This window comes from Sphingomonas sp. S2-65 (genome assembly GCF_021513175.1).
GTDB lineage: Bacteria > Pseudomonadota > Alphaproteobacteria > Sphingomonadales > Sphingomonadaceae > Sphingomonas.
Genome location: NZ_CP090953.1, coordinates 1,912,802 through 1,934,661 on the forward strand (window position 1 = coordinate 1,912,802; position 21,860 = coordinate 1,934,661).

Consider the following 21,860-nt stretch of genomic DNA (forward strand, 5'->3'; position numbering starts at 1 on the left):
GCCGCAGATCATCATGGAAAATTTCGCTGCCCCAGCCCGGCCGATCGTCGCCGCGATGTCCAAAGACGCCGCCGCCGAGCCTGCGCGGGCGGTCGCTTTTCAGGGTGCCCCGGGCGCCAATTCGCACATCGCCGCGCTGGAAGCGTTCCCAAACGGCCTGCCGCTTCCCTGCTTCTCGTTCGAGGACGCGATCGACGCGGTGCGCGAAGGCCGCGCCGACCGGGCGATGATCCCGATTGAAAATTCGCTGCACGGGCGCGTGGCGGACATCCATTTCCTGTTGCCGGAATCGGGCCTGACGATCGTCGGCGAGCATTTCCTGCCGATCCGCTACGGGCTGATGGCGACCGGCCCGATCGAGGGCATCGCCCAGGCGATGAGCCACCCCCAGGCGCTGGGACAATGCCGCCATTGGCTGAAGGCGAATGGCATCGCGCCGGTCGCCTATCCCGATACCGCCGGCGCGGCGGCGGTTGTGGCGGAGATGAACGACCCGACGGTGGCCGCGCTGGCGCCGCCCGGCGCGGCGGACCTCTACGGCCTGCAGTTGCTCGCGACCGACCTGGCGGATGCTGACCACAACATGACGCGCTTCGTCGTTCTCGCGCGCGAAGCGGTGGCGATCGAACAAGCGGGGCCGTTCATGACGACCTTCGTGTTCGAAGTGAAGAACGTGCCGGCGGCGCTGTACAAGGCGCTGGGCGGGTTCGCGACCAACGGCGTCAACATGACCAAGCTGGAAAGCTATCAGCGCGGCGGGACCTTCGCCGCGACTGAATTCTACGCCGATGTCGTTGGGCGGCCGGGCGAGCCCGCGCTGGATAGGGCGCTGGAGGAGCTGCGATTCCACTCCAAATGGCTGCGGGTGCTGGGAACCTATCGCCAGGCCCGCGCCCGGCCCTGACCGTCAGCCCTCCGCCCAGGCGGTAAGCAGCGTGTGGGCGATGGCATAGGCCGGTGGCGCCTTGAACGGCGCCTGCGGATCGCCTGTCAGTGCCAGCCGCACTTCGTCGCGCGTGAACCAGCGGGCGTCCTCGAGCTCATGCACATCCATCGTGATCGCGTCGTCCTGCGCTTGTGCGATGCAGGCGATCATCAGCGACGACGGGAACGGCCAGGGCTGGCTGGCGACGTAACGCACGTTCACGACTCGCACCCCGGCCTCTTCGCCGACTTCGCGGGCCACGGCTTCCTCGATCGATTCGCCGACTTCGAGGAAACCCGCCAGCGCCGAGTAGCGGCCCTGCGGCCAACTCGGCTGACGACCGAGCAGCGCACGGCCCTCATGCTCGGCGATCATGATCACCACCGGATCGACGCGCGGGAAATGCTCGGCATGACAGGCTGGGCATTTGCGGCCCCAGCCGGCGCGGAAGATGGCGGTGGTGGTTCCGCATACCGCGCAGAAGCCGTGGCGAGCATGCCAATCGACCAGGCTGCGGGCGGCGGCATAAAGCGCGGCATCCTCGGGCTGGAAGTGGTCGAGCATCGCGCTCAACTCAGCCGAGCGGCCCCCCGGCAGCGGAATGCCTGGCGGTGGCGCGGGCGCGAACAGCGGAACGTCTTCGCGGTCGAAGCCGAGGAAGAGGGGTTCCCCCGCCGCGTCGCCCGTCCCGGTCCATAGCAGCTTGCCGTCCGGGGTGAGCTCGGGATCGAGGCCATGCAGGATCAGCAGGCGTGCGCGCGAGTCCGCGCGCGCAGCCGCAAGCAGCGCTGGATCGTGGCGGACGCGATCGGCGCGGTCGATGGATGCACCGGTAAAGCCGGGTGCCATCACCGCGCGTTCTCGCCGTAAACAGCCTGGATGACGTCGCGCTTCAGCGGAGTCTGGCCGAACAGGTTGATCATCGCAGTCGCGCGCACCTGGTTCTTGGGATCGACCCAGGCGAAGGTCCCGGCCGCGCCTGCCCAGCCGAAGGTGCCCTTTCCAGGACCGCCCGGGCGATCGGCCAGGCTGACCGAGCCGCCAGCACCGAAGCCGACCTGATCTCCGCCGGACTGGGCCTGCAGCAGGCTGCGGTCGGTGGTTGCCGGCAGCAAATCGGACATTGCGAGGCGAACCGTCTCCGGCTTGAGAATGCGCACGCCGTCCAGCGTGCCGCCGTTCACCAGCATATGGAGGAAACGGTCATAGTCGCGTGCCGACATGACCAGCCCGGCGCCGCCATAGGGGAAGCTGGGCGGCTGGAGCCACACCGACGTCGCGCCGGGATCGAGCGGCGCGCGGCTGTCCCCGAGCAGGGCATAGTTGGTGGCGAGCAGGTTCGCCTTGCCGGCAGCCACGGTCCAATAGCTGGCGGTCATGCCGAGCGGCTGGAAGATCCGCGTGGTGACAAACTGGTCGAAGGCGACGCCGCTGGCGACCTCGATCACGCGCCCCAGCACGTCGAGCCCGATCGAATAGCTCCACTTGGCGCCGGGTTCCGCGATCAGCGGGAGCGTGGCGACGCGATTGGCGAACTCCTCGAGGCTGACCGGGCGCACCGCGCGCATGCTGGGCTCCATCGCCGCGCTGACCGCGGCGGGGTTGATGCCCAGACGGGTATATTCGTCGAGCAAAGGCCCCTTGGTGATGATGTTGTAGCCGAGACCAGCGGTATGGGTCAGCAGGTTGCGCACGGTGATCGGGCGAGTCGCGGCACGGCTGGTCAGGTCCTTGGCGGGATCCACCAGCACCTTCATCGACTTGAACGCGGGAATGAAGTCGCTGATCGGCTGATCGAGGCTCAGCTTGCCCTGTTCGACCAGGATCATCGCGGCGATGCCGGTGATCGGCTTGGTCATCGAATAGACGCGCCAAAGGCTGTCGATGTCGGCGCGATGTGCCGTGGCTTCGTTGGCGATCCGGCCCGCGGCGGCGACCTGCGGGGCTACATCGCCCCGGCCGACAGTGATGACGATCCCGGGGACGCGGTTCTCGGCGACCCAGCGGTCTGCGAGCTGGGTTATCGCGGAGGGGGCTGCGACCTGTTGCCGGGACAGCGCCTGCCCGGAAGCCGGTGTGGCGAGCGCGAGCGCTCCGGTGAGACTGAACCCGATCAGCTTGCGCATCGCATACTCCCGAACCTGTTTGCCGCCTTGGCGAAGACGGTAGGCAGACCGGCGGACGCTAGGTCCGCGATCGGCCACCACTCGCCTTCCGAAATCCCATGCGGGCCCATTGTTGCAGCCGCAAGTGCGACTTGGAGATTGAAATGGGTAAAGCCGTGCGTGACGGTTTCGCCGGTCAGCTGCCAGTCGGCCGGCAGCGGCGCCCCTTGGAGGCCCGGCGGTGTCGCTTCCCAGGGCCCGGTCGGAAGCGCGCGCATCCCCCCGAGCAGCCCCTTGGCCGGGCGGCGGACGAGCAGGACATGATCGTCGCGTTCGGCCCAGAACATCGTGCCGTAGCGCTGCGGCTTGGGCTGCTTCGCCGCCTTTCGCGGATAGGTTTCCGGCGCGCCGCTGCGATAGCCATCGCACTGGTCGTGGATCGGACAGGCCAGGCAACGCGGCGCGCGGGCGGTGCAGATGCCGCTGCCGAGATCCATCATCGCCTGGGCGAAGTCGCCCGCACGGGCGTCGGGCGTGATCGCATCGGTAAGGGCGCGGATGCGCGGGCGTGAAGCCGGCAGCGGCGCTTCGATGGCGAAGAGGCGCGAGACGACGCGCTCCACATTGGCATCGACCACCACCGCGCGGCGGCCGAACGCGATCGCGGCCACTGCGGCGGCGGTATAGGCGCCGATTCCGGGAAGCGCGCGCAGGCCCGCTTCGGTATCGGGCAGCGCCCCGAGCTTCGCGACCTCGCGGGCGCAGGCGAGGAGATTGCGCGCCCGGGCATAATAGCCAAGGCCCGCCCATGCCGCCATGACGTCCGCGTCGGCGGCGGCGGCGAATGCCTCGAAGGTCGGCCACCGCGTCGTGAACTTCTCGAAATATGGAATGACGGACGCGACCTGAGTCTGCTGAAGCATGATCTCCGACAGCCAGACGCGGTAGGGATCCGTCGCATTGCTACCCGGCGGCGCGCGCCATGGAAGCCGGCGGGCATGGGCATCATACCAGTGGAGCAGCGGCTCGGAGACACTTGGGCGGATCGCGCGAGGAACGTTGTCGGGCACGGGCCCCTATGGCATGGGTTGGCTGCAATGACGAAGCCCCCCCGCACCACCACGCGACCGGCGAAGATGGAGCCGAAGCGATCCAATCGCGTGCGGCCCGTTTCCGAGCTGCTGCCCGAGGTGGGCGGCGCGGCATTCCGCAAGTTCGGCTTCGTCCAGCATGCCGTGGTCAGCCGCTGGGGCGAGATCGTCGGCGAGCGCTATGCGCGGGTGTCGGTTCCCGAATCGATCCGCTTTCCGCAGGGCAAGCGCGCCGATGGCGTGCTGAGCCTGGTGGTGTCGGGGGCGCACGCGCCGATGATGCAACATATCGGCCCCGAAATCGTCGAACGCGTGAACCGCTTCTTCGGCTATCAGGCGGTGGCGAAGCTGGCGATCAAGCATGGCGACGTGCGGCGCAAGGAAAAGACCGCGCCGCCGCCGAGCCTGAAGCCGCTCAGCGCGGCGATGGGCGAAAGCCTGCGCGGGATCGTCGATCCCGAACTCAAGGCGGTGCTCGAGGCGCTGGCGGCGGGAGTCGCGGCGCAAGGCGAGGCTGCGGAGCTGGGCGGATCGGCACTGGGCAGGCCAAAACTCGGCAGGATCGAATGATGCGGATGATGGTGGTGATTGGCGCGGCGCTGCTGGCGCTGGGTGTCGGAAGCGTCGGCGCGGCGCAGCCGCAGCGCGCGCCCTCCCCGGCGGTGCGCTGGACGTCGGTGGTGGTACGCACGCCCGAGGGCGGGTTCCGCCAGGGCAACCCCAATGCGCCGGTGAAGCTGGTCGAATACGGATCGCGCACCTGCCCGACCTGTGGCCGGTTCGCCGCCGAGGGTGTGGATCCGCTGCGCGAAAAGTTCATCGCGACCGGCAAGCTGAGCTATGAATATCGCGATTTCCTGATCCATGGCGCGCCCGACTTCGCGCTGGCGCTGCTCAACCAATGCGTGCCGGCGCAGCGCTTCTTCCCGGTGCTCGACGCGATCTATGCCGCGCAGGCGACCTTTGCGGCGCGGCTGGAAGCGTTCGAGAAGAAATCGCCCAAGCTTGTCGCGCAATATCAGACGCTGCCTCCCGGCCAGTCGGCGACGCGGTTCGCCGAAGTGATCGGGGCCATCGCGTTCATGAAGCAGCATGGGCTGAGCGAGGCCCAGTCCCGCAAATGCCTGAACGACCCGGCGCTGATCCGCGGCATCGCCAAGACCAACGCCGACGCCGTGAATGTCCATCAGGTGCAGGGCACGCCGAACTTCTTCGTCAACGGGCGCGCGGTGCGTGCCTATAGCTGGGACCGGCTGCAGCCCGAGCTTTGGGCGGCCGGCGCCTGATCCCCTTCCCTTCCCCTTGGAGTATTGACCCGATGCGTGCAGCCCTTGCCCTGATCCCTCTCGCGTTGCTCGCCGGCTGCGGGGGCGACGATGGCGCGAACAGTTCGACGCCGGTCACGTCGAGCACGGCGGTGGCACAGGTCGCGGCGCCTGCCGGCAAGGCGTGGACCGACGTGGTGTCGAAGACCGCCGATGGCGGGTTCGTCCAGGGCAATCCGAACGCGCCGATCAAGCTGGTCGAATATGGCTCGCGCAACTGCCCGGTGTGCGGTCGTTTCGCCGAGGAAGGCACCGAGCCGCTGCGCGCCAAATATATTGCCACGGGCAAGGTCAGCCTGGAGTTCCGCGACTTCCTGGTCCACGGCGCGCCCGATTTCGCGGCGGCACTGCTCAACCAGTGCGTGCCGACCGAGGCGTTCTTCCCCGTGCTCGACCAGTTCTACGCCAACCAGACGCAGTTCCTGGACCGCACCCAGAAGCTGGAGCAGACCAACCCGCAGCTGGTGGCGCAATTGCAGAACATGACGCCGCAACAGGCGGCGGTCGCGTTCGCCGACGCGCTGGGCTATGTCGACTTCATCAAGCAGCGCGGCGTGCCGGAAGCCAAGGCGCGCCAGTGCCTGAACGATCAGGCCAAGATCGCCGAGATCGCCAAGGTGAACGGCGACGCGGTCAACGTGCACGGCGTGAGCGGCACGCCGACCTTCTTCATCAACGGCAAGCAGGTGCAGAACGTCGCAACCTGGTCGGGCCTGGAGCCGGCGCTCCAAGCCGCCGGCGCACGCTAACCGCCTGAGCCGCGGGGGGGCGGCGATTTATGCAGATCAAGCGGCTGCGGCTGACGGGCTTCAAGAGCTTCGTCGACCCAGCCGACTTGCGCATCGAGCCGGGGCTGACGGGGATCGTCGGCCCCAATGGCTGCGGCAAATCCAACCTGCTCGAAGCGCTGCGCTGGGCGATGGGCGAGAACAGCGCCAAGTCGCTGCGCGGCGGCGGCATGGAAGACGTGATCTTCGCGGGTACGCAATCGCGCCCTGCCCGGAACTTCGCCGAAGTGTCGATCCTCGCCGAGCAGGAGGGCAATGAGGAGCTGGAGGTCGTCCGCCGGATCGAACGGGGGACGGGATCGGCCTATCGCATCAACGGCAGCGATGTGCGGGCCAAGGACGTGGCGCTGCTGTTCGCCGACGCGGCGACGGGCGCCCACTCGCCCGCGCTGGTGAGCCAGGGGCGGATCAGCGCGGTGATCGCCGCCAAGCCGGCCGAGCGCCGCGCGATGCTGGAGGAAGCGGCGGGGATCGCCGGGCTGCACGTGCGCCGGCGCGATGCCGAGGCCAAGCTGCGCGCCACCGAAGCGAACCTGGTACGGCTGGACGAAGTGATCGGCGACCAGGAAGCGCGCGCCGCCGCCTTGAAGCGCCAGGCACGCCAGGCCGAGCGCTACCGCGAACTGTCCGAACGGATCCGGGTTACCGAGGCGCGGCTGATCTTCGCGCGCTGGCGCGATGCGGCGGCGGCCTCGGACCGGGCGAAAAAGGAGGCAGCCTCCGCCGAAGCGCTGGTCGCGGAACGCAGCGCCGCGCACGATCTCGCGGCCGCGCGGCAGCAGGAGGCAGCGCACGCGCTGGCGGGGGTGCGGGCGGACGCGCTGGGCCTGCGCGACCGGGCGAGCGAGGCGATGCACCGGCTGGCCTCGCTGCGCAGCGAACGCGCGGGCGTGGCGCGGCGGATCGGTGAACTCGGCGACGCGGCGCGGCGGCTGGAGGAGGATCGCGGGCGCGAAGGCGCGTTGGCCCGTGACGCCGCCGACGCGCTGGCGCGGCTGAGCGAAGAAGCCAAGGCCCTGGAGGCGCGGATCGCCGAGGCGGGCGCGCGAATGCCGCTGCTCGAGGCCGCGCAAGCCGATGCCGAACGTGCGGCGCGGGACGTCGAGGTAGCGCTCGCCCAGGCGCTCGCGGCGCAGGCAAGCGAGGCGGCGGAGGCGCGCGTAGCCGAGGCTGCGCTAGCGGCGGCGCGGGCACGGGTGGAGCGGACGGTACGCGATCGGACGCGAATCGACGCGGAGATCGCGGCGCTGCCGGCCGCCGAGCCGGTGAAGGCCGACAGGCAGCGCGCGGGCGAGGCACGAACCCAGGCCGCTGCTCAAGCAGAGGCCGCGCGCGCCGGCATGGCCGAAGCCGATGCGAACGAGCGGGCGGCGATCGGTGGACGCGACCGGGCGCAAGCGGCACGGGCAGCAGCGCATGCCGAGCTGACGCAACTCGACAGCGAAGCCGCGGCGCTGCGCAAGGCGACGGCACCCAGCGGCAAGGACCGGCTGCTCGATCGCGTGCGCGTGGACAACGGGTTCGAACGTGCGCTGGCGGCCGCGCTGGGTGACGATCTTGAGGCCGGGCTCGATGTGGGGGCGGAACGCTTCTGGGCGGGGGCCGAGGTTCAAGCGAGCGATCCTGACGCCGCGACTGGTACGGTGAAACTGGCCGCGCACGTGGAGGCGCCGGCGGCGCTGGCCCGGCGGCTGGCACAGGTGCTGGTAGCCGAAACGGACGAGGACCAGCCACTTGCGGTCGGACAGCGGCTGGTGACGCTGGGCGGGAGCCTGCGCCGCTGGGACGGGTATCGGGCGAAATCGGGCGGTGCCGCCGCGGCGGAGCGGCTTGAGCGCGTGAACCGGCTTGCGGGCATCGACCGCGCGCGGCCGGCGGCGGTGGCAACAGTCGAGACGGCGAGCGCGGAGCTGGCGCGGATCGACGCGGCGATCGCGGAGGCAAGGCAAGCGGCGCAGGCCTATCGCCGCGCGCTGGACCAGGCCGAGAATGCAGCACGCGAGGCAGTGCGCGCGGAGGACCGGGCGACGGCGCAGCTCGAGCGGCTGGACGGGCAGCGGGCCGACCTGGACGCGCGGGCGCGGCGCGTTGTCGGCGAGCAGGGCGAGGCGGCCGGCGAGCTGACGCGGGCGGAGGCGGCGAAGGCGGGGCTGCCGGACGGATCCGACACCCGCGCCAAGGTGGCGGCGCTGTCGCGTGAGGCGGAGGCTCGGCGCACGGGCGTAGCCACCGCGCGCGCGGAGCGCGGAACCCTGGAGCGCGAGATCGGCCAAGCACGGGAGCGAATGGCGGCGGCGGGCGCCGAAGCCAAGAGCTGGAAGTCGCGCGCGGGTGATGCGGCGCGCCGGGCCGCGGAGATGGACAAGCGCGCTGCCGCGCTGGCCGAGGAGAGCGCCGCGCTCAGCGAGCGCCCGGCGACGCTGGAGGTCGCGGTTGCCGAGGCGGAACGCGACAGCGATACGCTGCGGAACGACTCCGCGGCGGCCCAGGCGGCCGAGCGCGAGGCCGAAGCAGCCCTGCGCGCGACCGAAGGCGCGGTGCGCGCCGCGAACGAGGCGCTGGCAGAGGCGCGCGAAACGCGGGCCGGTGCGCTGGCCCGTGCCGAAAATCAGGAGATGCGGCGCGTCGAGATGGGGCGGCTGTCGGGCGAGCGCTTCGAATGCCCGCCGCCGCTGCTGCCCGAGCGCGCGGGGTTCGACTCCGCGAGCGTGGGCGAACCCCAGGCCGAATCCGGCGCGCATGACCGGCTGATCGCCGAGCGTGAGCGGATCGGGCCGGTGAACCTGGTCGCGGAGGCAGAACTCGCGGAACTGGAGGCGGCATTCTCGACGAACGCGAAGGAGCGCGACGAGCTTACCCAGGCGGTCAATCGCCTGCGCGGGTCGATCGGTACGCTCAATCGCGAAGGACGTCAGCGGCTGCTCGCCGCGTTCGAGGCAGTGGACGGACATTTCCAGCGGCTGTTCACCACGCTGTTCAACGGCGGCCAGGCGCATCTCCAGATGATCGACTCGGACGATCCGCTCGAGGCCGGGCTGGAGATCCTGGCGCAGCCCCCGGGCAAGCGGCTCCAATCGCTGACCCTGTTGTCGGGCGGCGAACAGGCGCTGACCGCGGTGGCGCTGATCTTCGCGCTGTTCCTGACCAAGCCCGCGCCGATCTGCGTGCTCGACGAAGTCGATGCGCCGCTGGACGACGCCAATGTCGACCGCTTCTGCGGGCTGCTCGAGCGGATGAGCGAAGAGACGAAAACACGCTACCTGATCGTCACGCACAATGCCGCGACGATGAGCCGGATGCACCGGCTGTTCGGCGTGACGATGGTCGAGCGCGGAGTCAGCCGGCTGGTGTCGGTGGACTTGGGCGGCGCGGAAACGCTGCTGGCGGCGGAGTAAGCTAGCTTAGTATGCGTTCGTAGAGCCGGATATAGTTGTCTGCCATCGCTTCGACCGAGAAGTGCTGCTCGATGCGGGTGCGACAGGCTGTGCGGTCCACCGCCAGCGCTTCGACTGCTGCGACGGCTTGATCCGCAGAGTCGACCAGCACGCCGGTGTCGGGGGTGATCAGTTCGGGCATCGAGCCGCGATTGATCGCGATCACCGGGGTGCCGCAGGCCATCGCCTCGACCACCGACAGACCGAAAGGTTCGTCGAAGTTGATGAGGTGGAGCAGCGCTCTCGCCCCGCCCAGCGCCTTCAATCGCGCCTCGCCGCCCACGGGGCCATGATAGACGATGCGATCGCCGAGGTGCGGCTTCACCGCTCGGTCGAAGTAACCCTGGTCCTGGATGATGCCGTAGAGGTCGAGGCGGCGGCCAGTCGCCTGCGCTACCGCAATGGCTTCGGCAGCGCCCTTGTCGGGGTGCATGCGGCCGAAGAAGAGCAGGTCGTCGCTGCCATGAGCATCGAACGGAAACTCGTCGAGGCGGATGCCATGGTGGATGGTGGCGGCGTAGCGGAGGCTCGGATGCCGGTCGGCGTCGGAGATCGCGACATAGTGCACGCGATGCTCGAACGGCTTGTACATCGGCAGGATGCGGTCCGACGAGAAGCCGTGGATGGTGGTGACCATCGGCGTGTCTACCAACGGCGCGAAGGCGTGCGCGGGGAAATCGGCCTGGTTGTGGATCAGGTCGAACTCGGCGGCGCGGCTGAAGACATGGGCAAGGTGGCGATATTCCCAGACCTTGGCGTCGATGCTCGGGTCTTCCTCATAGGAGGCCGGAACGACGCCGGCGAGCGTGCCGGAGGTGATCGAGTCCTGGGTGGCGAACAAGGTGACGTCGACGCCCTTGGCGACCAGCGCCTCGGTCAGCAGGCTGGTGACGAGTTCCCAGGGGCCATAATGGCGCGGCGGCGTGCGCCACGCGATCGGCGCCAGCATTGCGATCTTCATGCGAGGATAAGGCCTTCATTGGGCAGGAGGAGCGCGGGATCAGGCGTGCCGCCGCGCGTGGAAAGCAGCGGCGTGAAGCCTTCGGCCCATTCGGGGATCGAAAAGCCCTGCGGCTGGTCGCCTAGATTGAGGACGATCAGCAGGCGTTGGTCGCCGTGGCGGCGTTCATAGGCGAGCAGGTCGCCGCCGGCGTCAACCGGGTGCCAGTCGCCGACTGCGAGCGCGGGGTGCTGGCGGCGCAGCGCGAGGAGGTCGTGGTGGAGCTGCCACATCGATCCGGCTTCGCTTCGCTGGGCGGCGACGTTGCGCGTCTGCCAGTCGGCGTGGAGCGGCAGCCAGGCGGTGCCGGTAGTGAAGCCGGCGTTCGGGCTGTCGTCCCAGGCCATCGGCGTGCGCACCGGATCGCGGCCAAGGCCGATGCCGGGTTCGCGCAACTCGCGGGGATCCTGGGTCTGGTCGGCGGGGATGGTGCCGTCTGCCATGCCGATCTCGTCGCCATAATAGAGCGTCGGGGTGCCACGCAGGGTGAGCAGCAGCATCGCGGCGACGCGCGCCTGTTCGGGGCCGAAGCGGGTCGCGGCGCGGGGGCGATCATGGTTGCCGAGCACCCAGTTCGGCCAGGCGGCTGCGGGCAGCGCTGCTTCGTACTCGGCGATGATCCTGGCGAGGTGCGGCGCGTCCCAAGGCGCGTCGATCAGCTGGAAATTGAAGGGGAGATGCACGCCGGGCGCCTGCGTGCCATAATAACGCATCAGTCGGTCGAGCGGCAGATAGATCTCGCCGATCAGCACCCGCTCGGGATAGACGTCGGCAAGGCTGCGCATGCGCTCGGCGATGCCGTGGACTTCCTCCTGATCGGTCGAGTGCAGCTGGAGGACGCTGAACATCTCGCCCATGCCAGGCGCGTAATCGGGGTTTGCGGGATTGTCGGGGAAGTCGGCGTGCTTGACCATGTGCCAGAGCACATCGATGCGGAACCCGTCGACACCGCGGTCGAACCAGAAGCGCATCGCATCGAGCATCGCCGCCTGCACCTCTGGATTGCGCCAGTTGAGGTCGGGCTGTTCCTTGAGGAAGGCGTGGAGGTAATATTGGCCGGTGGTCTCATCCCATTCCCAGGCCGAGCCGCCAAAGTCGCTGATCCAGTTGTTTGGCGGCGAGCCGTCGGGATTGGCGTCGCGCCAGATGTACCAGTCGCGCCTGGGATTGTCGCGCGAGGATCGGCTTTCGAGGAACCAGGGATGCTGGTCCGAGCTGTGGTTGGGGACGAAGTCTAGCAGCAGCTTGAGGCCGCGGTCGTGCGCGGCCTCGAGCAGCGCGTCGAAGTCCTCGATCGTACCAAAGCGCGGATCGATGCCGGTATAATCGGCGACGTCATAGCCGAAGTCCGCCATCGGGCTGGGGAAGATGGGCGAGATCCACACCGCGTCGACGCCGAGTTCGACCAGCGCGTCGAGCCGCGCCTCGATGCCGGGCAAGTCGCCGATGCCGTCGCCGTTCGAGTCCTGGAAGGAGCGCGGATAGATCTGGTAGATGACGCCGGATTGCCACCAAAGCGGGTCGGTCACCGGGTGATCCTTCCGATGCGAGAGGAAGTCAGCACCTTCTCACTTCTTCCGTCACCCTGGCCTTGTGCCGGGGTCCACCGTGCGGCGCGCGAGGGTGTGGCGGCGGGAGCACTTCCGGTGCGGCGCCGTGGGCCCCGGCACAAGGCCGGGATGACGGAAGAAAGAGGAAGTCTCACCGGAACCGCTCCTTCGGGATATGGCTGATGCGGCAGGCGAGGTCGGCCTCGCCGTGCGCGACGATATAGTGGTCGCCGGCATCGGCGATCCCTGTCGTGAACACGACCGGGGTGGGCAGGTACATCTGGTGGGCGATGTTGGCGGTGAGCGCGGGATCGGCTTCGTACAGCGGCGTCTGGTCCTCCAGGCGGAGAATGCGCGCGGGATCATCGCGGTCGAGCACCGCCCAGAAGCTGCGATAGACGCCGACCAGTCCCTGTTTCTCGACGCCGTGATAGATCATCATCCAGCCATCGTCGGTGAGGATCGGCGGGCTGCCGCCACCGATGCGCTGGGTGCTGGTGGTGCCTTTGCGCGCGCGGATGCCGGGGGTGTCGAGCGGCTTCCAATGCAGCCCGTCGGGGGACTGGGCCATGTTGATCGACGGACCGCCGAGCCATTCGCTGTCCTGCGGATAGGCGAAATAGACTTCGCCGAGTGGCCGGGTGAGCGCCATGTACTTGCCGCCGACCTGGCCTTCGAACAGCAGCATGTCCTTGTTCTGGTGGTCGAGCACGACGCCGAGCAGCGCGTAGTCGAGCCCGTTCGATGAGCGGTACATCGCGGTGCAGTGGCGTTCGGCCGAGACGCCGCAGACGGTCATCCACCAGGTATCGCCGATGCGGCTGATGCGGGCATCCTCGACGCCATAGTCGAGGAAGGACGCGGTCGGCTCGATCGCCTTGTCGTAGTGGATGCGCACGATCTCGCGGCCCTGCGCGTCGAGTTCGACAGGGAGCAACCAGGATAGCGAGGTGAGGCCGAGCAGGCGCGGGCTGCGGTCCTTCAAGGCGAACTGGCGGGGATCGTCGATGTGGAGGCCGTGCAGGGCATGGGCGTCGAGGACGTAGCCTTCAGGCGTCCAGCGGATTGCGCGGGCGCAGTCGCCTTGCACCGGGTCGCGCAACGCCTCGGCCACGCGCACCATCAGCAGCAGATTGCCGTTCGGCAGCCGGGTCAGGCCCGGGTTGAACGCGCCGAGCACATAAGTCGGCTCGGCGATCGAGCGGCGCAGCGGCGAACGGGAAAGGTCGACATCGTCCGGGCGGAAGATCAGATAATCGTCGCCTGCGGGCATGTGCCCTCCCCTCGTTCAGCAGCCGGTGATGCGGCTCTCGCCTCCTTCGAGGATGAAGCGGTTGCCACGGCGAACGTATCGCTCGGCGAACGAGTCGGTTCCTTTGTAGCGAACCGTGAAGCCGCGGTCGCGCCGCACATCGGTGATCGTGCCGCTATATTCCTCGCCCGCGGCTTCGGTCATGCCGCTGGTGTCGAAGGTGGTGGTGATGCTGGCAATCGCCGCGGGGCCGATCGGGCGAAGCTCGACCAAGTCGGTGAGGCCAACGGTGCAGCCCTGCCAGGTGCCACCGCCCTCCACGACGATCACCGGCAGATCGGTAAAGGCACCCGATACCGACCAGCGCGTGAGATTGCCGAAGCTGCCGCTCACCGCCGCGTCGGGATAGCTGTTGACCAGTGCGAAACGCTCTCCCTCCGGGCGCAGGTAATAAGCCGCGATTACGCCGGGCTCGCTGTGGCCGGCATCAGGAGTATGGCCGTGGCGCAGCAGCACCGGGCCGAACGGCGTGTCGACCAGCTTGTCGTCGCCGTCGAAGACATAGCTGTCGATCTTGGCCGGCACTACGGCGCGGGCGGCATCGAGCCGGGCGGGATCGTCCGCGGCGACCGTCGCCACGGAACTGGGTGCGGCGACCGGAGTCGCCTTGGCCGCCGGCTCGGCCTTTTTGTGCTTGGGCGCATAGTCTTCGGGCAGCGCGTTGCAGGCGGACAGCAGCGCCAAAACTCCACCGGCTGTGACAAGGCGGCTAGTCACGCGCCGTCCCGCAGCTGCACATGGTGGCGGATCACTTCGTCGATGATGAAGCGCAGGAATTTCTCGGAGAATTCCGGGTCGAGATCGGCATCCTTGGCGAGCGAACGCAGGCGCGCGATCTGCGCCTCTTCGCGCCCGGGATCGGCGGGCGCAAGCCCGGCCTGCGCCTTGTACTCGCCCACCGCTTGCGTGACCTTGAACCGCTCGGCGAGCAGGAAGACCAGCGCGGCATCGATATTGTCGATGCTCTGGCGAAACCGAGTAAGCGTGGCGTCCGGCATGTGATGGCCCTCCCCGGCCCCTTTCGCCCGAGGCACGCGGACGTGCAACCCCATCCACTTGCCTTTACGGCGGCAACAGGCCAGAGGCCCACCCATGAGCGCCACCATCCATCGCCTGGGCTCGCGCCCCGAGCCTTCGCTGGAACCCCTGCTCGGGCTGGTGGCCCATGACATGAACATGGTCAACGCGGTCATCCTTGACCGGATGCGCTCCGACATTCCGCTGATCCCCGAGCTCGCCGGGCACCTGATCGCGGGCGGCGGCAAGCGGATGCGACCGATGCTGACACTCGCGAGCGCGCAGCTGCTGGGCTTTACCGGCACGCGTCACCACGGGCTGGCGGCGGCGGTGGAGTTCATCCACACCGCCACCTTGCTGCACGACGATGTGGTCGACAGCTCGGACCTGCGCCGCGGCCGTCGCACCGCCAACATCATCTGGGGCAACCCGGCGAGCGTGCTGGTCGGCGATTTCCTGTTCTCCCGCTCGTTCGAGCTGATGGTCGAGAGCGGCAGCCTCAAGGCGCTCAAGGTGCTGAGCAACGCCAGCGCGGTGATCGCCGAGGGCGAAGTCAACCAGCTGACCGCGGTGCGGCGGCTGGACCTGTCCGAGCAGCGCTATCTCGACATCATCGGCGCGAAGACCGCCGCGCTGTTCGCCGCCGCCTGCCGGATCGCCGCGATCGTCGCCGAACGGCCCGAGACCGAGGAAGCGGCGCTCGACGCCTATGGCCGCAATCTGGGCATCGCGTTCCAATTGGTCGACGACGCGATCGACTATGTCTCCGACGCGACCACCATGGGCAAGGATGCGGGCGACGATTTCCGCGAAGGCAAGATGACCCTGCCGGTGATCCTGGCTTACGCTCGCGGCGACGAGGCGGCGCGCGGCTTCTGGAAGGAAGCGATCGCAGGGCGGCGGGTCGCGGACGAGGATTTCGCCGAGGCGGTGCGGCTGGTGCAGGCTAGCCGGGCGGTGGACGACACGCTGGCGCGGGCGCGGCATTATGGGCAACGGGCGATCGACGCGCTGGGCGGGTTCGCCAATGGCGCGGCCAAGGATGCAATGGTCGAGGCAGTCGAGTTCGCCGTGGCGCGGGCTTACTGACGCGACCGCGGCGCAGAATTCAGTACGCTTCGATGCTCCCTTACAGGGGAGGATCGAGGCTGCGGCAACCGGCCCGGCCTCTGCCGAAGGCCGGTTGCTCGCCTAAAAACGCCTTATTCCTTTTCTTCGGTATCCGCCTCATCCTCGTCGTCTACGCCGAGCATGTCCTCTTCGTCATTGTCGAGCTGTTCCTCGATCGCTTCGACGATCAGGTCGAGCTGCTCGTAGCTGGCGGTGAACTCCAACGTCTCGCCGTCGTCATCCTCGAGGTGGAGGACGTAATCGCCTTCCGCGTCGGTGGTGATGGTGAACTGTGCAAGTGTGCGTGCTGCCATGATGTTCGCTCCTATCCTTCGATTGCGCCCAACCCGGGTTCGCGCAATTGGTTGCGCACGATGAGCGAGACTCTGCCGATCCACGCCGTGTTGCCCGCGCTGCTCGACGCGCTGCGCGCCGGTTCGAACGCCGTTCTGGTCGCGCCGCCGGGTGCGGGAAAGACGACGGCGGTGGCGCCTGCGCTGTTGCACGAGCCATGGTGTACGGGCGAAGTGCTGCTGCTGTCGCCCAGGCGGCTGGCGGCGCGCGCGGCGGGCGAGCGGATGGCGGCGCTGGCGGGCGAGCCCGTGGGACGGACCTTCGGCTATGCGACGCGGATGGACGCCAAGCGATCAGCGGCGACGCGGGTTACGGTGGTGACCGAAGGCATTTTCGTGAACCGCATCCAGGGCGACCCCGAGCTGGCGGGTGTGTCGGCGGTGCTGTTCGACGAAGTGCATGAGCGCAGCCTGGACAGCGATTTCGGCCTTGCGCTGGCGCTGGACGCGCAAGCCGGGCTGCGTCCCGATTTGCGGCTGGTGGCTATGTCGGCGACGCTGGACGGTTCACGCTTCTCCGGGCTGATGGGCGGGGCGCCGGTGGTGGAGAGCGAAGGACGATCCTACCCGCTGACGCTGAAGCATATCGGCCGGGCGGCGGAAGCGCGCATCGAGGATTCGGTGGCGGCGGCGATCCGCACGGCCTTGCGTGAGGAAAAGGGCGGCATCCTCGCCTTTCTGCCTGGCGTGGCGGAGATCGAGCGCACGGCGGAGCGGCTGGACATTCCGCCAGGCGCGGTGCTGCACCGGCTGCACGGCAGCCTGGAACCGGGGGCGCAGCGCGCGGCGATCGCGCCGGATTCGGAAGGACGGCGCAAAGTGGTGCTGGCGACGTCGATCGCCGAAACTTCGCTGACGCTGGATGGCATTCGGGTGGTAGTGGATTCGGGGCTGGCGCGGCGGCCGCGCTACGACCGCGCCGCAGGGATGACGCGGCTGGTAACCGAGCGGGCGAGCCAGGCTTCGGCGACGCAGCGCAGCGGGCGCGCGGCGCGGCAGGGACCCGGCGTCGCCTATCGGCTGTGGGAGGAAGCGGCGACGGCAGGGCTGCCGCGCTTCGACCCGCCCGAAATATTGGAGGCCGATTTGTCGGCGCTGACGCTCGACTGCGCCTTGTGGGGCGTGAGCGATCCGCGCCAACTCGCCTGGCTCGATCCGCCGCACGAGGCTGCGGTGACCGAGGCGCGCGCGCGGCTTGGCGTGCTGGAAGCGCTGGACGGCGACGGGCGGCCGACCGAGCATGGCAAGGCAATCGCACGGATGCCGCTGCCGCCGCGGCTGGGGCATATGCTGGTGCGCGCGGGCGAAATGGGGTTGGCGCGGACGGCGGCGGAAGTGGCGGTGCTGCTCGGCGAACGTGGGCTGGGCGGGAACGATGCCGATCTAGAGGCGCGGCTGCGGCGCTGGCGGAGCGAGCGCGGGCAGCGTGCGGAGAATGGGCGCCGGCTGGCCGAGCGGTGGAGCAAATTGGCTCCCCTCCCTGCAAGGGAGGGGTCCGGGGTGGGCGCGCGATCCGAAGGAGAGCGCTTGACTGCACCCGCAGGAGGCTCGCTGCGCTCGCCACCCACCCCCAGCCCGTCCCTTGGAGGGAGGGGAGAAGGTGTCGCCACCTGCATCGCGCTGGCCTTTCCGGATCGCGTGGCGAAGCGGCGGGATGGATCGGGCGAGACCTGGGCGTCGGTGGGCGGGCGCGGGTTCAAGCTCGATCCGACCTCCTCGCTCGCGCGCGCCGAGTGGCTGGCGGTTGCAGAGACCCAGGGAATGGCCGCGGGCGCGAGGATCCTGTCGGCGGTCGAGATCGACTTCGCAGATATCGAAACCCTGTTCGGCGCGCGCACGGAGACACGGCGCAGTGTGCGCTTCGATCCCGCCACCGGCCGTACCGAGGCTATGCGCGAGCGGCGGCTGGGTACGATCCGGCTGTCGAGCGGGCCGGACTCGGCGGCCGATCCGACGGAGATCGAAGCGGCGTTGCTGGAAGGCGTTCGCGAGCATGGGCTGGCGCTGCTGCCCTGGTCGGAGACGGCGCAGGCGCTACGAACCCGCGCAGCCTATGGCGGCTATGACGCGCTGTCGGATGCCGCGCTGATCGAGAGCCTGGACGAATGGCTGACGCCGCTGCTGGCGGGCAAGCGGCGGCTGGACGCCGTAGCGGCGGAGGGGCTGACTCAGGCCTTGCAGAACTTGCTGGGCTGGGAGGGCCAGCGCACGCTCGACCGGCTGGCACCCGCACGGCTGGAGACGCCGGCGGGGTCGAGCCATGCGATCGACTATAGCGCGGAGGGCGGACCGCGCGTCGAGATGCGCGTCCAGGCGCTGTTCGGGCTGGCGACGCATCCGACGATCGGCGACGGCGTGCCGCTGGTACTGAGCCTGACCTCGCCCGCCGGGCGGCCGATCCAGACCACGCGCGACCTACCGGGCTTCTGGGCGGGGAGCTGGGCGGCGGTCGCCAAGGAGATGCGCGGTCGCTATCCCCGCCACCCATGGCCCGATGACCCAGCCAATGCATCGGCCACGCTGCGCACGAAAAATGCGGATGCAAGACGCGCTTCCGCGCGTTAGAGCGGGCGTGATCATTGGAGGCCCCAAGTGAAGACCGCTCGTATCTTTCAGCGTCCCAAGAACTCGATGCAGTCGGGGCGCTCGCGCCTGGACGTGTGGATGCTCGAGCTCGAGCCGCTCAAGGCCCAGGAAGCCGACCCGCTGACCGGCTGGAACGGTGGCGGCGATGTGTCGAACCAGGTGCGCATCACCTTCCCGACGCTGGACGAGGCGACCGCCTATGCCGAGCGTGAAGGCTATGCGTTCCACGTCGTGCCAGCCCCCGAGCGCAAGCTGAAGCTGCAGGCCTACGCGGATAATTTCCGGTAAGCTCTGATCTTCCCTTTTTGGGGAGGATCCGCGTTCTTCTTTCGTTTCCCCGCATTTGAGCCGGGTCCCGCTGCCTTAACCTGCAGAAGAAGCGGAATCCGGCTCAAGGCCGGGATGACACCGAATTTGCCTGAGCTTCATTGCTTGGGGCGTATACCTCTACAGGCTTCGCTAGTCCCCCTCCCCAGGGAGGATTTCAGAGGCGGAGCAGGTCGCCTGCAAGCAACAGCAGCATCTTCACGTCCATGCCGAAGCCTTCGGCGCGCTTCTGGGCGACGAACGTCGAGATCTCCGCCATCGGCACGCGGTGGACGTTGATGTCCTCCTCGTCGACGCCGCCGCCTTCGCCGATCTTCGACAAGCCGGTGGCGCGGACCAGGTAGAAGCTTTCGCTCACCATGCCGGGCGATGCGTAGAACTCGCCAAGATCCTCGACTTCCGCGCAGGTATAGCCGGTCTCTTCTTCCAGCTCGCGGCGCGCAGCGCTTTCCACCGTGTCGGTGTCGTGCTCGTCGCCGATCAGCCCGGCGGGCAACTCGAGGCACCGCTTGCCGAGCGGCACGCGGTATTGGTCGACGAGCAGGATATGATCGTCCTCGTCTATCGCGACGATGACCGTCGCCTTGATGCCACGTGCGCGGGAAACGAACTCCCAGCTGCCCTGGCGCTTGGCCTGGATCCACTTTCCTTCCCAGGCGATCTCGACAGGCTCTTCGCTCATAGCTCGATCAAACGGTCGGGAAGCTCGTTGGTGTCGCCTTCGCTGCGCGGGAAATGCTGTGCGAGGATGGCGCCGATCTGCTCCACCGCCGCGGCCATGCCGTCACCGGGCCGGCCGTCTTTCACGTCGGCGATCAACGCGGCCATGGCGGCGCCCCAGATTTCCGGCTCCACGCGGCCATGGATCGCCTCGTCGGCGATGATCTCGGCCTGGTGCTCGGCGAGGCTGAGGTAGAGCAGCACGCCGGTCGACGCCTTGGTGCGCTTCTCGGCGGCTGTGCGGAACAGCTTCATCGCGGCGCGGTGGACCCGGCGCGCCTTGGTGGCGCGCGGGGTCAGCAGCATGCGGACGCCGTCGAGCGCCAGCAGCAGCCGCGCGGCGAGAAACGTCACCGCCATCAGCAACAGCGCGAAGGTCAGGTACCAGCGCGGCGGCGTGTCCGACCACGCGTCGATCAGGTGGGAGTGAAGCCATTCCACCGGGCTCGGCACCCAGGCGAGCAGCGCCAGCACCAGCAGCATCGCCAGCACCGTCCAGTGCAGCGCGACATCGTGATAGGCATCGGAGCGCCCCGCCACTACCGTGACGATCTCGCCATCAGTGGACAGTTCTGCCCGTGTTACCGCGGAAGTGACGCGGCTATGATCGGCCTCGCTCAATCGCATCGTCACCAACTCCCCGAAGCGCCGCCGCCGCCGAACGATCCGCCGCCACCCGAGAAGCCGCCACCGCCGCCTCCGCCGCCCCAGCCGCCACCATCACCGCCGCCCCAGCCCGAGCCGCCGCCACGGCTCATCTCGCTGGCGATGCTCCACAGGATGATCGGCAGCGCGCCGCCGTCACCCCCGCCGCGATAGCGCCGGGCGCCGCGGCGACCACGCCCACGGAACAGCATGGGAAGGATGACGAAAACCAGGATCACGCCCCAGAATACCAGCCCCCAGGGGACGCCGCCGCCGCTGCTGCGCGTCTGCCGCGGGGCCGCCTTGGCCTGTTTCTGCGTCTCTTGCTGGGCGCGCTGCTCGGCGGCCTCGAGCGGCAGCTTCATCTGCTCGCCGATCGCCTGCGCGCCGGCTACTACGCCGCCACCCAGGTCGCCGGCCTTGAAGCGCGGAATGATCTGTTCGGTGATGATCGCGTTCGACAGCGCGTCGGTCATGATCGGTTCGAGACCGTAGCCGACCTCGATGCGGACCTTGCGTTCGGCCGGAGCGACGATCAGCACGATGCCGTTGTTCGCCTCCGACTGGCCGATCTTCCAGGCGCGGCCAAGTCGATAGCCGTAATCGGCGATATCATAGCCGCCGAGATCCGGAATGGTCGCGACGACGAACTGACGCGACGAGGCCTGTTGGACCTGTTCGGAGAGCTGCGTGATCTGCGCCTCCTGCTCCGGCGAGAGCAGGTTGGCGGCATCGACCACGCGACCCGTCAGCTTGGGAAAGCTCTGCGCCTGCGCCGCGAGCGGCAGCAGGAGCAGGCTGAGGACGAACGCAAACGCGCGGTGGATGGTCACGCTGTTTCCTTTGATCCCGAGACGCGGGATCAGTTGGTGTTCCCGAAGTCCACCGTCGGCGCGGTGTCGGCGCCCGCCTTGGCCTGGAACGGCGTCATCGGCTTGGCACCGTAGAAGATCTTCGCGCCGACCGCGTCGGGGAAGGTGCGGATGCGGGTGTTATAGGCCTGCACCGAGCCGTTATAGTCGCGGATCGAGATCGCGATGCGGTTCTCGGTGCCTTCCAGCTGCGACATCAGCGTCTTGAAATTGTCCTGGCTCTGCAGCTGCGGATATGCCTCCTGCAGCCGCTGGAGCGACAGCGACAGACCGTTCTGCGCCTGGTTGAACGCCGACATCTTGGCTGGATCGGTCAGGTCGTCGCCGGTCACCTGGACTTGCGTTGCGCGGGCGCGGGCGCTGACCACGTCGTTGAGGATCTTGCCCTCGGATCCCGCGGCACCCTTTACCGTCGCGACCAAGTTGGGGATCAGGTCGGCGCGGCGCTGGTAGTTGGTCTGGACATCGGCCCATTTCGCCTTGGCTTCTTCCTCGGCGGTGGGAACGCTGTTGAGGCCGCAGCCCGCCAGCAGGATGGCGGGAACAAGCGCGGTCGCAGCACGAAACTTCATCGGGTAAGATCCTCCAACCCAGTTGAGGCCCTTAGATGGGGCCGGTGTCTTATACGGCAAGAACACTGGAGCCCGAAAGCGAAATCGGACATGTAACGAACCGCAGGACAGTGGACGGGAGAATGGAC

Annotated in this window: 21 protein-coding genes; 8 read left to right on the plus strand and 13 right to left on the minus strand. The window is 68.5% G+C overall.

Going from position 1 to position 21,860, the window contains the following annotated elements:
* Nucleotides 1-13 precede the first annotated feature (13 nt).
* A complete protein-coding gene (locus tag LZ586_RS09065; protein ID WP_235075984.1) occupies nucleotides 14-904 on the plus strand; it encodes a prephenate dehydratase in 891 nt (296 codons plus the stop codon).
* 3 nt (nucleotides 905-907) lie between these two features.
* Here the strand turns inward: LZ586_RS09065 and nudC are convergent, their stop codons facing one another.
* Genes nudC through LZ586_RS09080 form a run of 3 tightly spaced genes read right to left on the minus strand, consistent with a single transcriptional unit; the run spans nucleotide 908 to nucleotide 4,100 of the window.
* Nucleotides 908-1,777: an NAD(+) diphosphatase gene (nudC, locus tag LZ586_RS09070; RefSeq protein WP_235075985.1), complete on the minus strand. Its 870-nt coding sequence runs from the start codon at nucleotides 1,775-1,777 to the stop codon at nucleotides 908-910.
* Nucleotides 1,774-3,051 carry a serine hydrolase domain-containing protein gene (locus LZ586_RS09075; protein ID WP_319937973.1) on the minus strand — a complete coding sequence of 426 codons (1,278 nt, stop codon included), beginning with the start codon at nucleotides 3,049-3,051 and terminating at the stop codon, nucleotides 1,774-1,776. Before LZ586_RS09075 ends, nudC begins: the two co-directional genes overlap by 4 nt.
* A complete protein-coding gene (locus LZ586_RS09080; protein ID WP_235075986.1) occupies nucleotides 3,039-4,100 on the minus strand; it encodes an A/G-specific adenine glycosylase in 1,062 nt (353 codons plus the stop codon). Before LZ586_RS09080 ends, LZ586_RS09075 begins: the two co-directional genes overlap by 13 nt.
* Nucleotides 4,101-4,127: 27 nt before the next feature.
* On the opposite strand from LZ586_RS09080, the gene LZ586_RS09085 reads away from it, so the two are divergent.
* From LZ586_RS09085 to smc, 4 genes are read left to right on the plus strand one after another with little or no spacing between them, the layout of a single operon-like run.
* Nucleotides 4,128-4,691, plus strand: coding sequence for a DUF721 domain-containing protein (locus tag LZ586_RS09085; protein WP_235075987.1), 564 nt, complete (start codon nucleotides 4,128-4,130; stop codon nucleotides 4,689-4,691).
* Nucleotides 4,688-5,407, plus strand: coding sequence for a thioredoxin domain-containing protein (locus LZ586_RS09090; protein ID WP_235075988.1), 720 nt, complete (start codon nucleotides 4,688-4,690; stop codon nucleotides 5,405-5,407). The genes LZ586_RS09085 and LZ586_RS09090 overlap by 4 nt, the downstream gene beginning before the upstream one ends.
* A 32-nt stretch (nucleotides 5,408-5,439) precedes the next feature.
* A complete protein-coding gene (locus LZ586_RS09095; protein ID WP_235075989.1) occupies nucleotides 5,440-6,195 on the plus strand; it encodes a thioredoxin domain-containing protein in 756 nt (251 codons plus the stop codon).
* Between the two features lie 29 nt (nucleotides 6,196-6,224).
* Nucleotides 6,225-9,629, plus strand: coding sequence for a chromosome segregation protein SMC (gene smc, locus LZ586_RS09100; RefSeq protein WP_235075990.1), 3,405 nt, complete (start codon nucleotides 6,225-6,227; stop codon nucleotides 9,627-9,629).
* A 1-nt stretch (nucleotide 9,630) separates the two neighbouring features.
* On the opposite strand, the gene LZ586_RS09105 is transcribed toward smc, so the two are convergent.
* The 5 genes from LZ586_RS09105 to LZ586_RS09125 all read right to left on the minus strand — a co-directional run bounded on the left by LZ586_RS09105 (nucleotide 9,631) and on the right by LZ586_RS09125 (nucleotide 14,528).
* On the minus strand, nucleotides 9,631-10,629 hold the full coding sequence (locus LZ586_RS09105; RefSeq protein ID WP_235075991.1) for a glycosyltransferase family 4 protein: 999 nt from the start codon (nucleotides 10,627-10,629) through the stop codon (nucleotides 9,631-9,633).
* Nucleotides 10,626-12,197 (minus strand): alpha-amylase family glycosyl hydrolase, encoded by a 1,572-nt coding sequence (locus LZ586_RS09110; RefSeq protein ID WP_235075992.1) that lies wholly within the window; start codon nucleotides 12,195-12,197, stop codon nucleotides 10,626-10,628. The genes LZ586_RS09105 and LZ586_RS09110 overlap by 4 nt, the downstream gene beginning before the upstream one ends.
* Before the next feature lie 172 nt (nucleotides 12,198-12,369).
* Entirely contained in the window at nucleotides 12,370-13,491 is a 1,122-nt protein-coding gene (locus LZ586_RS09115) for a glycosidase (protein ID WP_235075993.1), read from the minus strand.
* A gap of 15 nt (nucleotides 13,492-13,506) precedes the next feature.
* Nucleotides 13,507-14,247, minus strand: a complete 741-nt coding sequence (locus tag LZ586_RS09120) for a hypothetical protein (protein WP_235075994.1) — start codon at nucleotides 14,245-14,247, stop codon at nucleotides 13,507-13,509.
* Nucleotides 14,244-14,528, minus strand: a complete 285-nt coding sequence (locus tag LZ586_RS09125) for a chorismate mutase (RefSeq protein ID WP_235075995.1) — start codon at nucleotides 14,526-14,528, stop codon at nucleotides 14,244-14,246. The genes LZ586_RS09120 and LZ586_RS09125 overlap by 4 nt, the downstream gene beginning before the upstream one ends.
* 94 nt (nucleotides 14,529-14,622) lie before the next feature.
* On the opposite strand from LZ586_RS09125, the gene LZ586_RS09130 reads away from it, so the two are divergent.
* Nucleotides 14,623-15,636, plus strand: a complete 1,014-nt coding sequence (locus LZ586_RS09130; protein WP_235075996.1) for a polyprenyl synthetase family protein — start codon at nucleotides 14,623-14,625, stop codon at nucleotides 15,634-15,636.
* Nucleotides 15,637-15,749: 113 nt separating this feature from the next.
* Here the strand turns inward: LZ586_RS09130 and LZ586_RS09135 are convergent, their stop codons facing one another.
* Complete coding sequence (locus LZ586_RS09135) at nucleotides 15,750-15,971, minus strand: hypothetical protein (RefSeq protein ID WP_235075997.1); 222 nt, start codon at nucleotides 15,969-15,971, stop codon at nucleotides 15,750-15,752.
* Between the two features lie 60 nt (nucleotides 15,972-16,031).
* On the opposite strand from LZ586_RS09135, the gene hrpB reads away from it, so the two are divergent.
* Both hrpB and LZ586_RS09145 read left to right on the plus strand, forming a co-directional pair.
* Entirely contained in the window at nucleotides 16,032-18,575 is a 2,544-nt protein-coding gene (gene hrpB / locus LZ586_RS09140) for an ATP-dependent helicase HrpB (protein WP_235075998.1), read from the plus strand.
* 27 nt (nucleotides 18,576-18,602) lie between these two features.
* Nucleotides 18,603-18,884, plus strand: a complete 282-nt coding sequence (locus LZ586_RS09145) for an NADH dehydrogenase ubiquinone Fe-S protein 4 (RefSeq protein ID WP_235075999.1) — start codon at nucleotides 18,603-18,605, stop codon at nucleotides 18,882-18,884.
* Nucleotides 18,885-19,080: 196 nt separating this feature from the next.
* Here the strand turns inward: LZ586_RS09145 and LZ586_RS09150 are convergent, their stop codons facing one another.
* Genes LZ586_RS09150 through LZ586_RS09165 form a run of 4 tightly spaced genes read right to left on the minus strand, consistent with a single transcriptional unit; the run spans nucleotide 19,081 to nucleotide 21,732 of the window.
* Nucleotides 19,081-19,605: an NUDIX hydrolase gene (locus LZ586_RS09150; protein WP_235076000.1), complete on the minus strand. Its 525-nt coding sequence runs from the start codon at nucleotides 19,603-19,605 to the stop codon at nucleotides 19,081-19,083.
* The gene (locus tag LZ586_RS09155) at nucleotides 19,602-20,270 is read right to left on the minus strand and encodes a TPM domain-containing protein (RefSeq protein ID WP_235079770.1); all 669 of its coding nucleotides are present in this window, start codon (nucleotides 20,268-20,270) and stop codon (nucleotides 19,602-19,604) included. The genes LZ586_RS09150 and LZ586_RS09155 overlap by 4 nt, the downstream gene beginning before the upstream one ends.
* Nucleotides 20,271-20,272: 2 nt before the next feature.
* Nucleotides 20,273-21,115 (minus strand): TPM domain-containing protein, encoded by an 843-nt coding sequence (locus tag LZ586_RS09160; protein ID WP_413777333.1) that lies wholly within the window; start codon nucleotides 21,113-21,115, stop codon nucleotides 20,273-20,275.
* 35 nt (nucleotides 21,116-21,150) lie between these two features.
* Nucleotides 21,151-21,732, minus strand: a complete 582-nt coding sequence (locus LZ586_RS09165; RefSeq protein ID WP_235076002.1) for a LemA family protein — start codon at nucleotides 21,730-21,732, stop codon at nucleotides 21,151-21,153.
* Between the last annotated feature and the right edge of the window lie 128 nt (nucleotides 21,733-21,860).

What these genes read in the sequence shown, in the direction of transcription:
- LZ586_RS09065 (WP_235075984.1), top strand. Translation starts at nt 14, where the DNA reads ATGGAAAATTTCGCTGCCCCAGCCCGGCCGATCGTCGCCGCGATGTCC.
- LZ586_RS09075 (WP_319937973.1), bottom strand. Translation starts at nt 3,051, where the DNA reads ATGCGCAAGCTGATCGGGTTCAGTCTCACCGGAGCGCTCGCGCTCGCC.
- LZ586_RS09085 (WP_235075987.1), top strand. Translation starts at nt 4,128, where the DNA reads ATGACGAAGCCCCCCCGCACCACCACGCGACCGGCGAAGATGGAGCCG.
- LZ586_RS09090 (WP_235075988.1), top strand. Translation starts at nt 4,688, where the DNA reads ATGATGCGGATGATGGTGGTGATTGGCGCGGCGCTGCTGGCGCTGGGT.
- LZ586_RS09095 (WP_235075989.1), top strand. Translation starts at nt 5,440, where the DNA reads ATGCGTGCAGCCCTTGCCCTGATCCCTCTCGCGTTGCTCGCCGGCTGC.
- smc (WP_235075990.1), top strand. Translation starts at nt 6,225, where the DNA reads ATGCAGATCAAGCGGCTGCGGCTGACGGGCTTCAAGAGCTTCGTCGAC.
- LZ586_RS09105 (WP_235075991.1), bottom strand. Translation starts at nt 10,629, where the DNA reads ATGAAGATCGCAATGCTGGCGCCGATCGCGTGGCGCACGCCGCCGCGC.
- LZ586_RS09115 (WP_235075993.1), bottom strand. Translation starts at nt 13,491, where the DNA reads ATGCCCGCAGGCGACGATTATCTGATCTTCCGCCCGGACGATGTCGAC.
- LZ586_RS09125 (WP_235075995.1), bottom strand. Translation starts at nt 14,528, where the DNA reads ATGCCGGACGCCACGCTTACTCGGTTTCGCCAGAGCATCGACAATATC.
- LZ586_RS09130 (WP_235075996.1), top strand. Translation starts at nt 14,623, where the DNA reads ATGAGCGCCACCATCCATCGCCTGGGCTCGCGCCCCGAGCCTTCGCTG.
- LZ586_RS09135 (WP_235075997.1), bottom strand. Translation starts at nt 15,971, where the DNA reads ATGGCAGCACGCACACTTGCACAGTTCACCATCACCACCGACGCGGAA.
- hrpB (WP_235075998.1), top strand. Translation starts at nt 16,032, where the DNA reads ATGAGCGAGACTCTGCCGATCCACGCCGTGTTGCCCGCGCTGCTCGAC.
- LZ586_RS09150 (WP_235076000.1), bottom strand. Translation starts at nt 19,605, where the DNA reads ATGAGCGAAGAGCCTGTCGAGATCGCCTGGGAAGGAAAGTGGATCCAG.
- LZ586_RS09155 (WP_235079770.1), bottom strand. Translation starts at nt 20,270, where the DNA reads ATGCGATTGAGCGAGGCCGATCATAGCCGCGTCACTTCCGCGGTAACA.
- LZ586_RS09165 (WP_235076002.1), bottom strand. Translation starts at nt 21,732, where the DNA reads ATGAAGTTTCGTGCTGCGACCGCGCTTGTTCCCGCCATCCTGCTGGCG.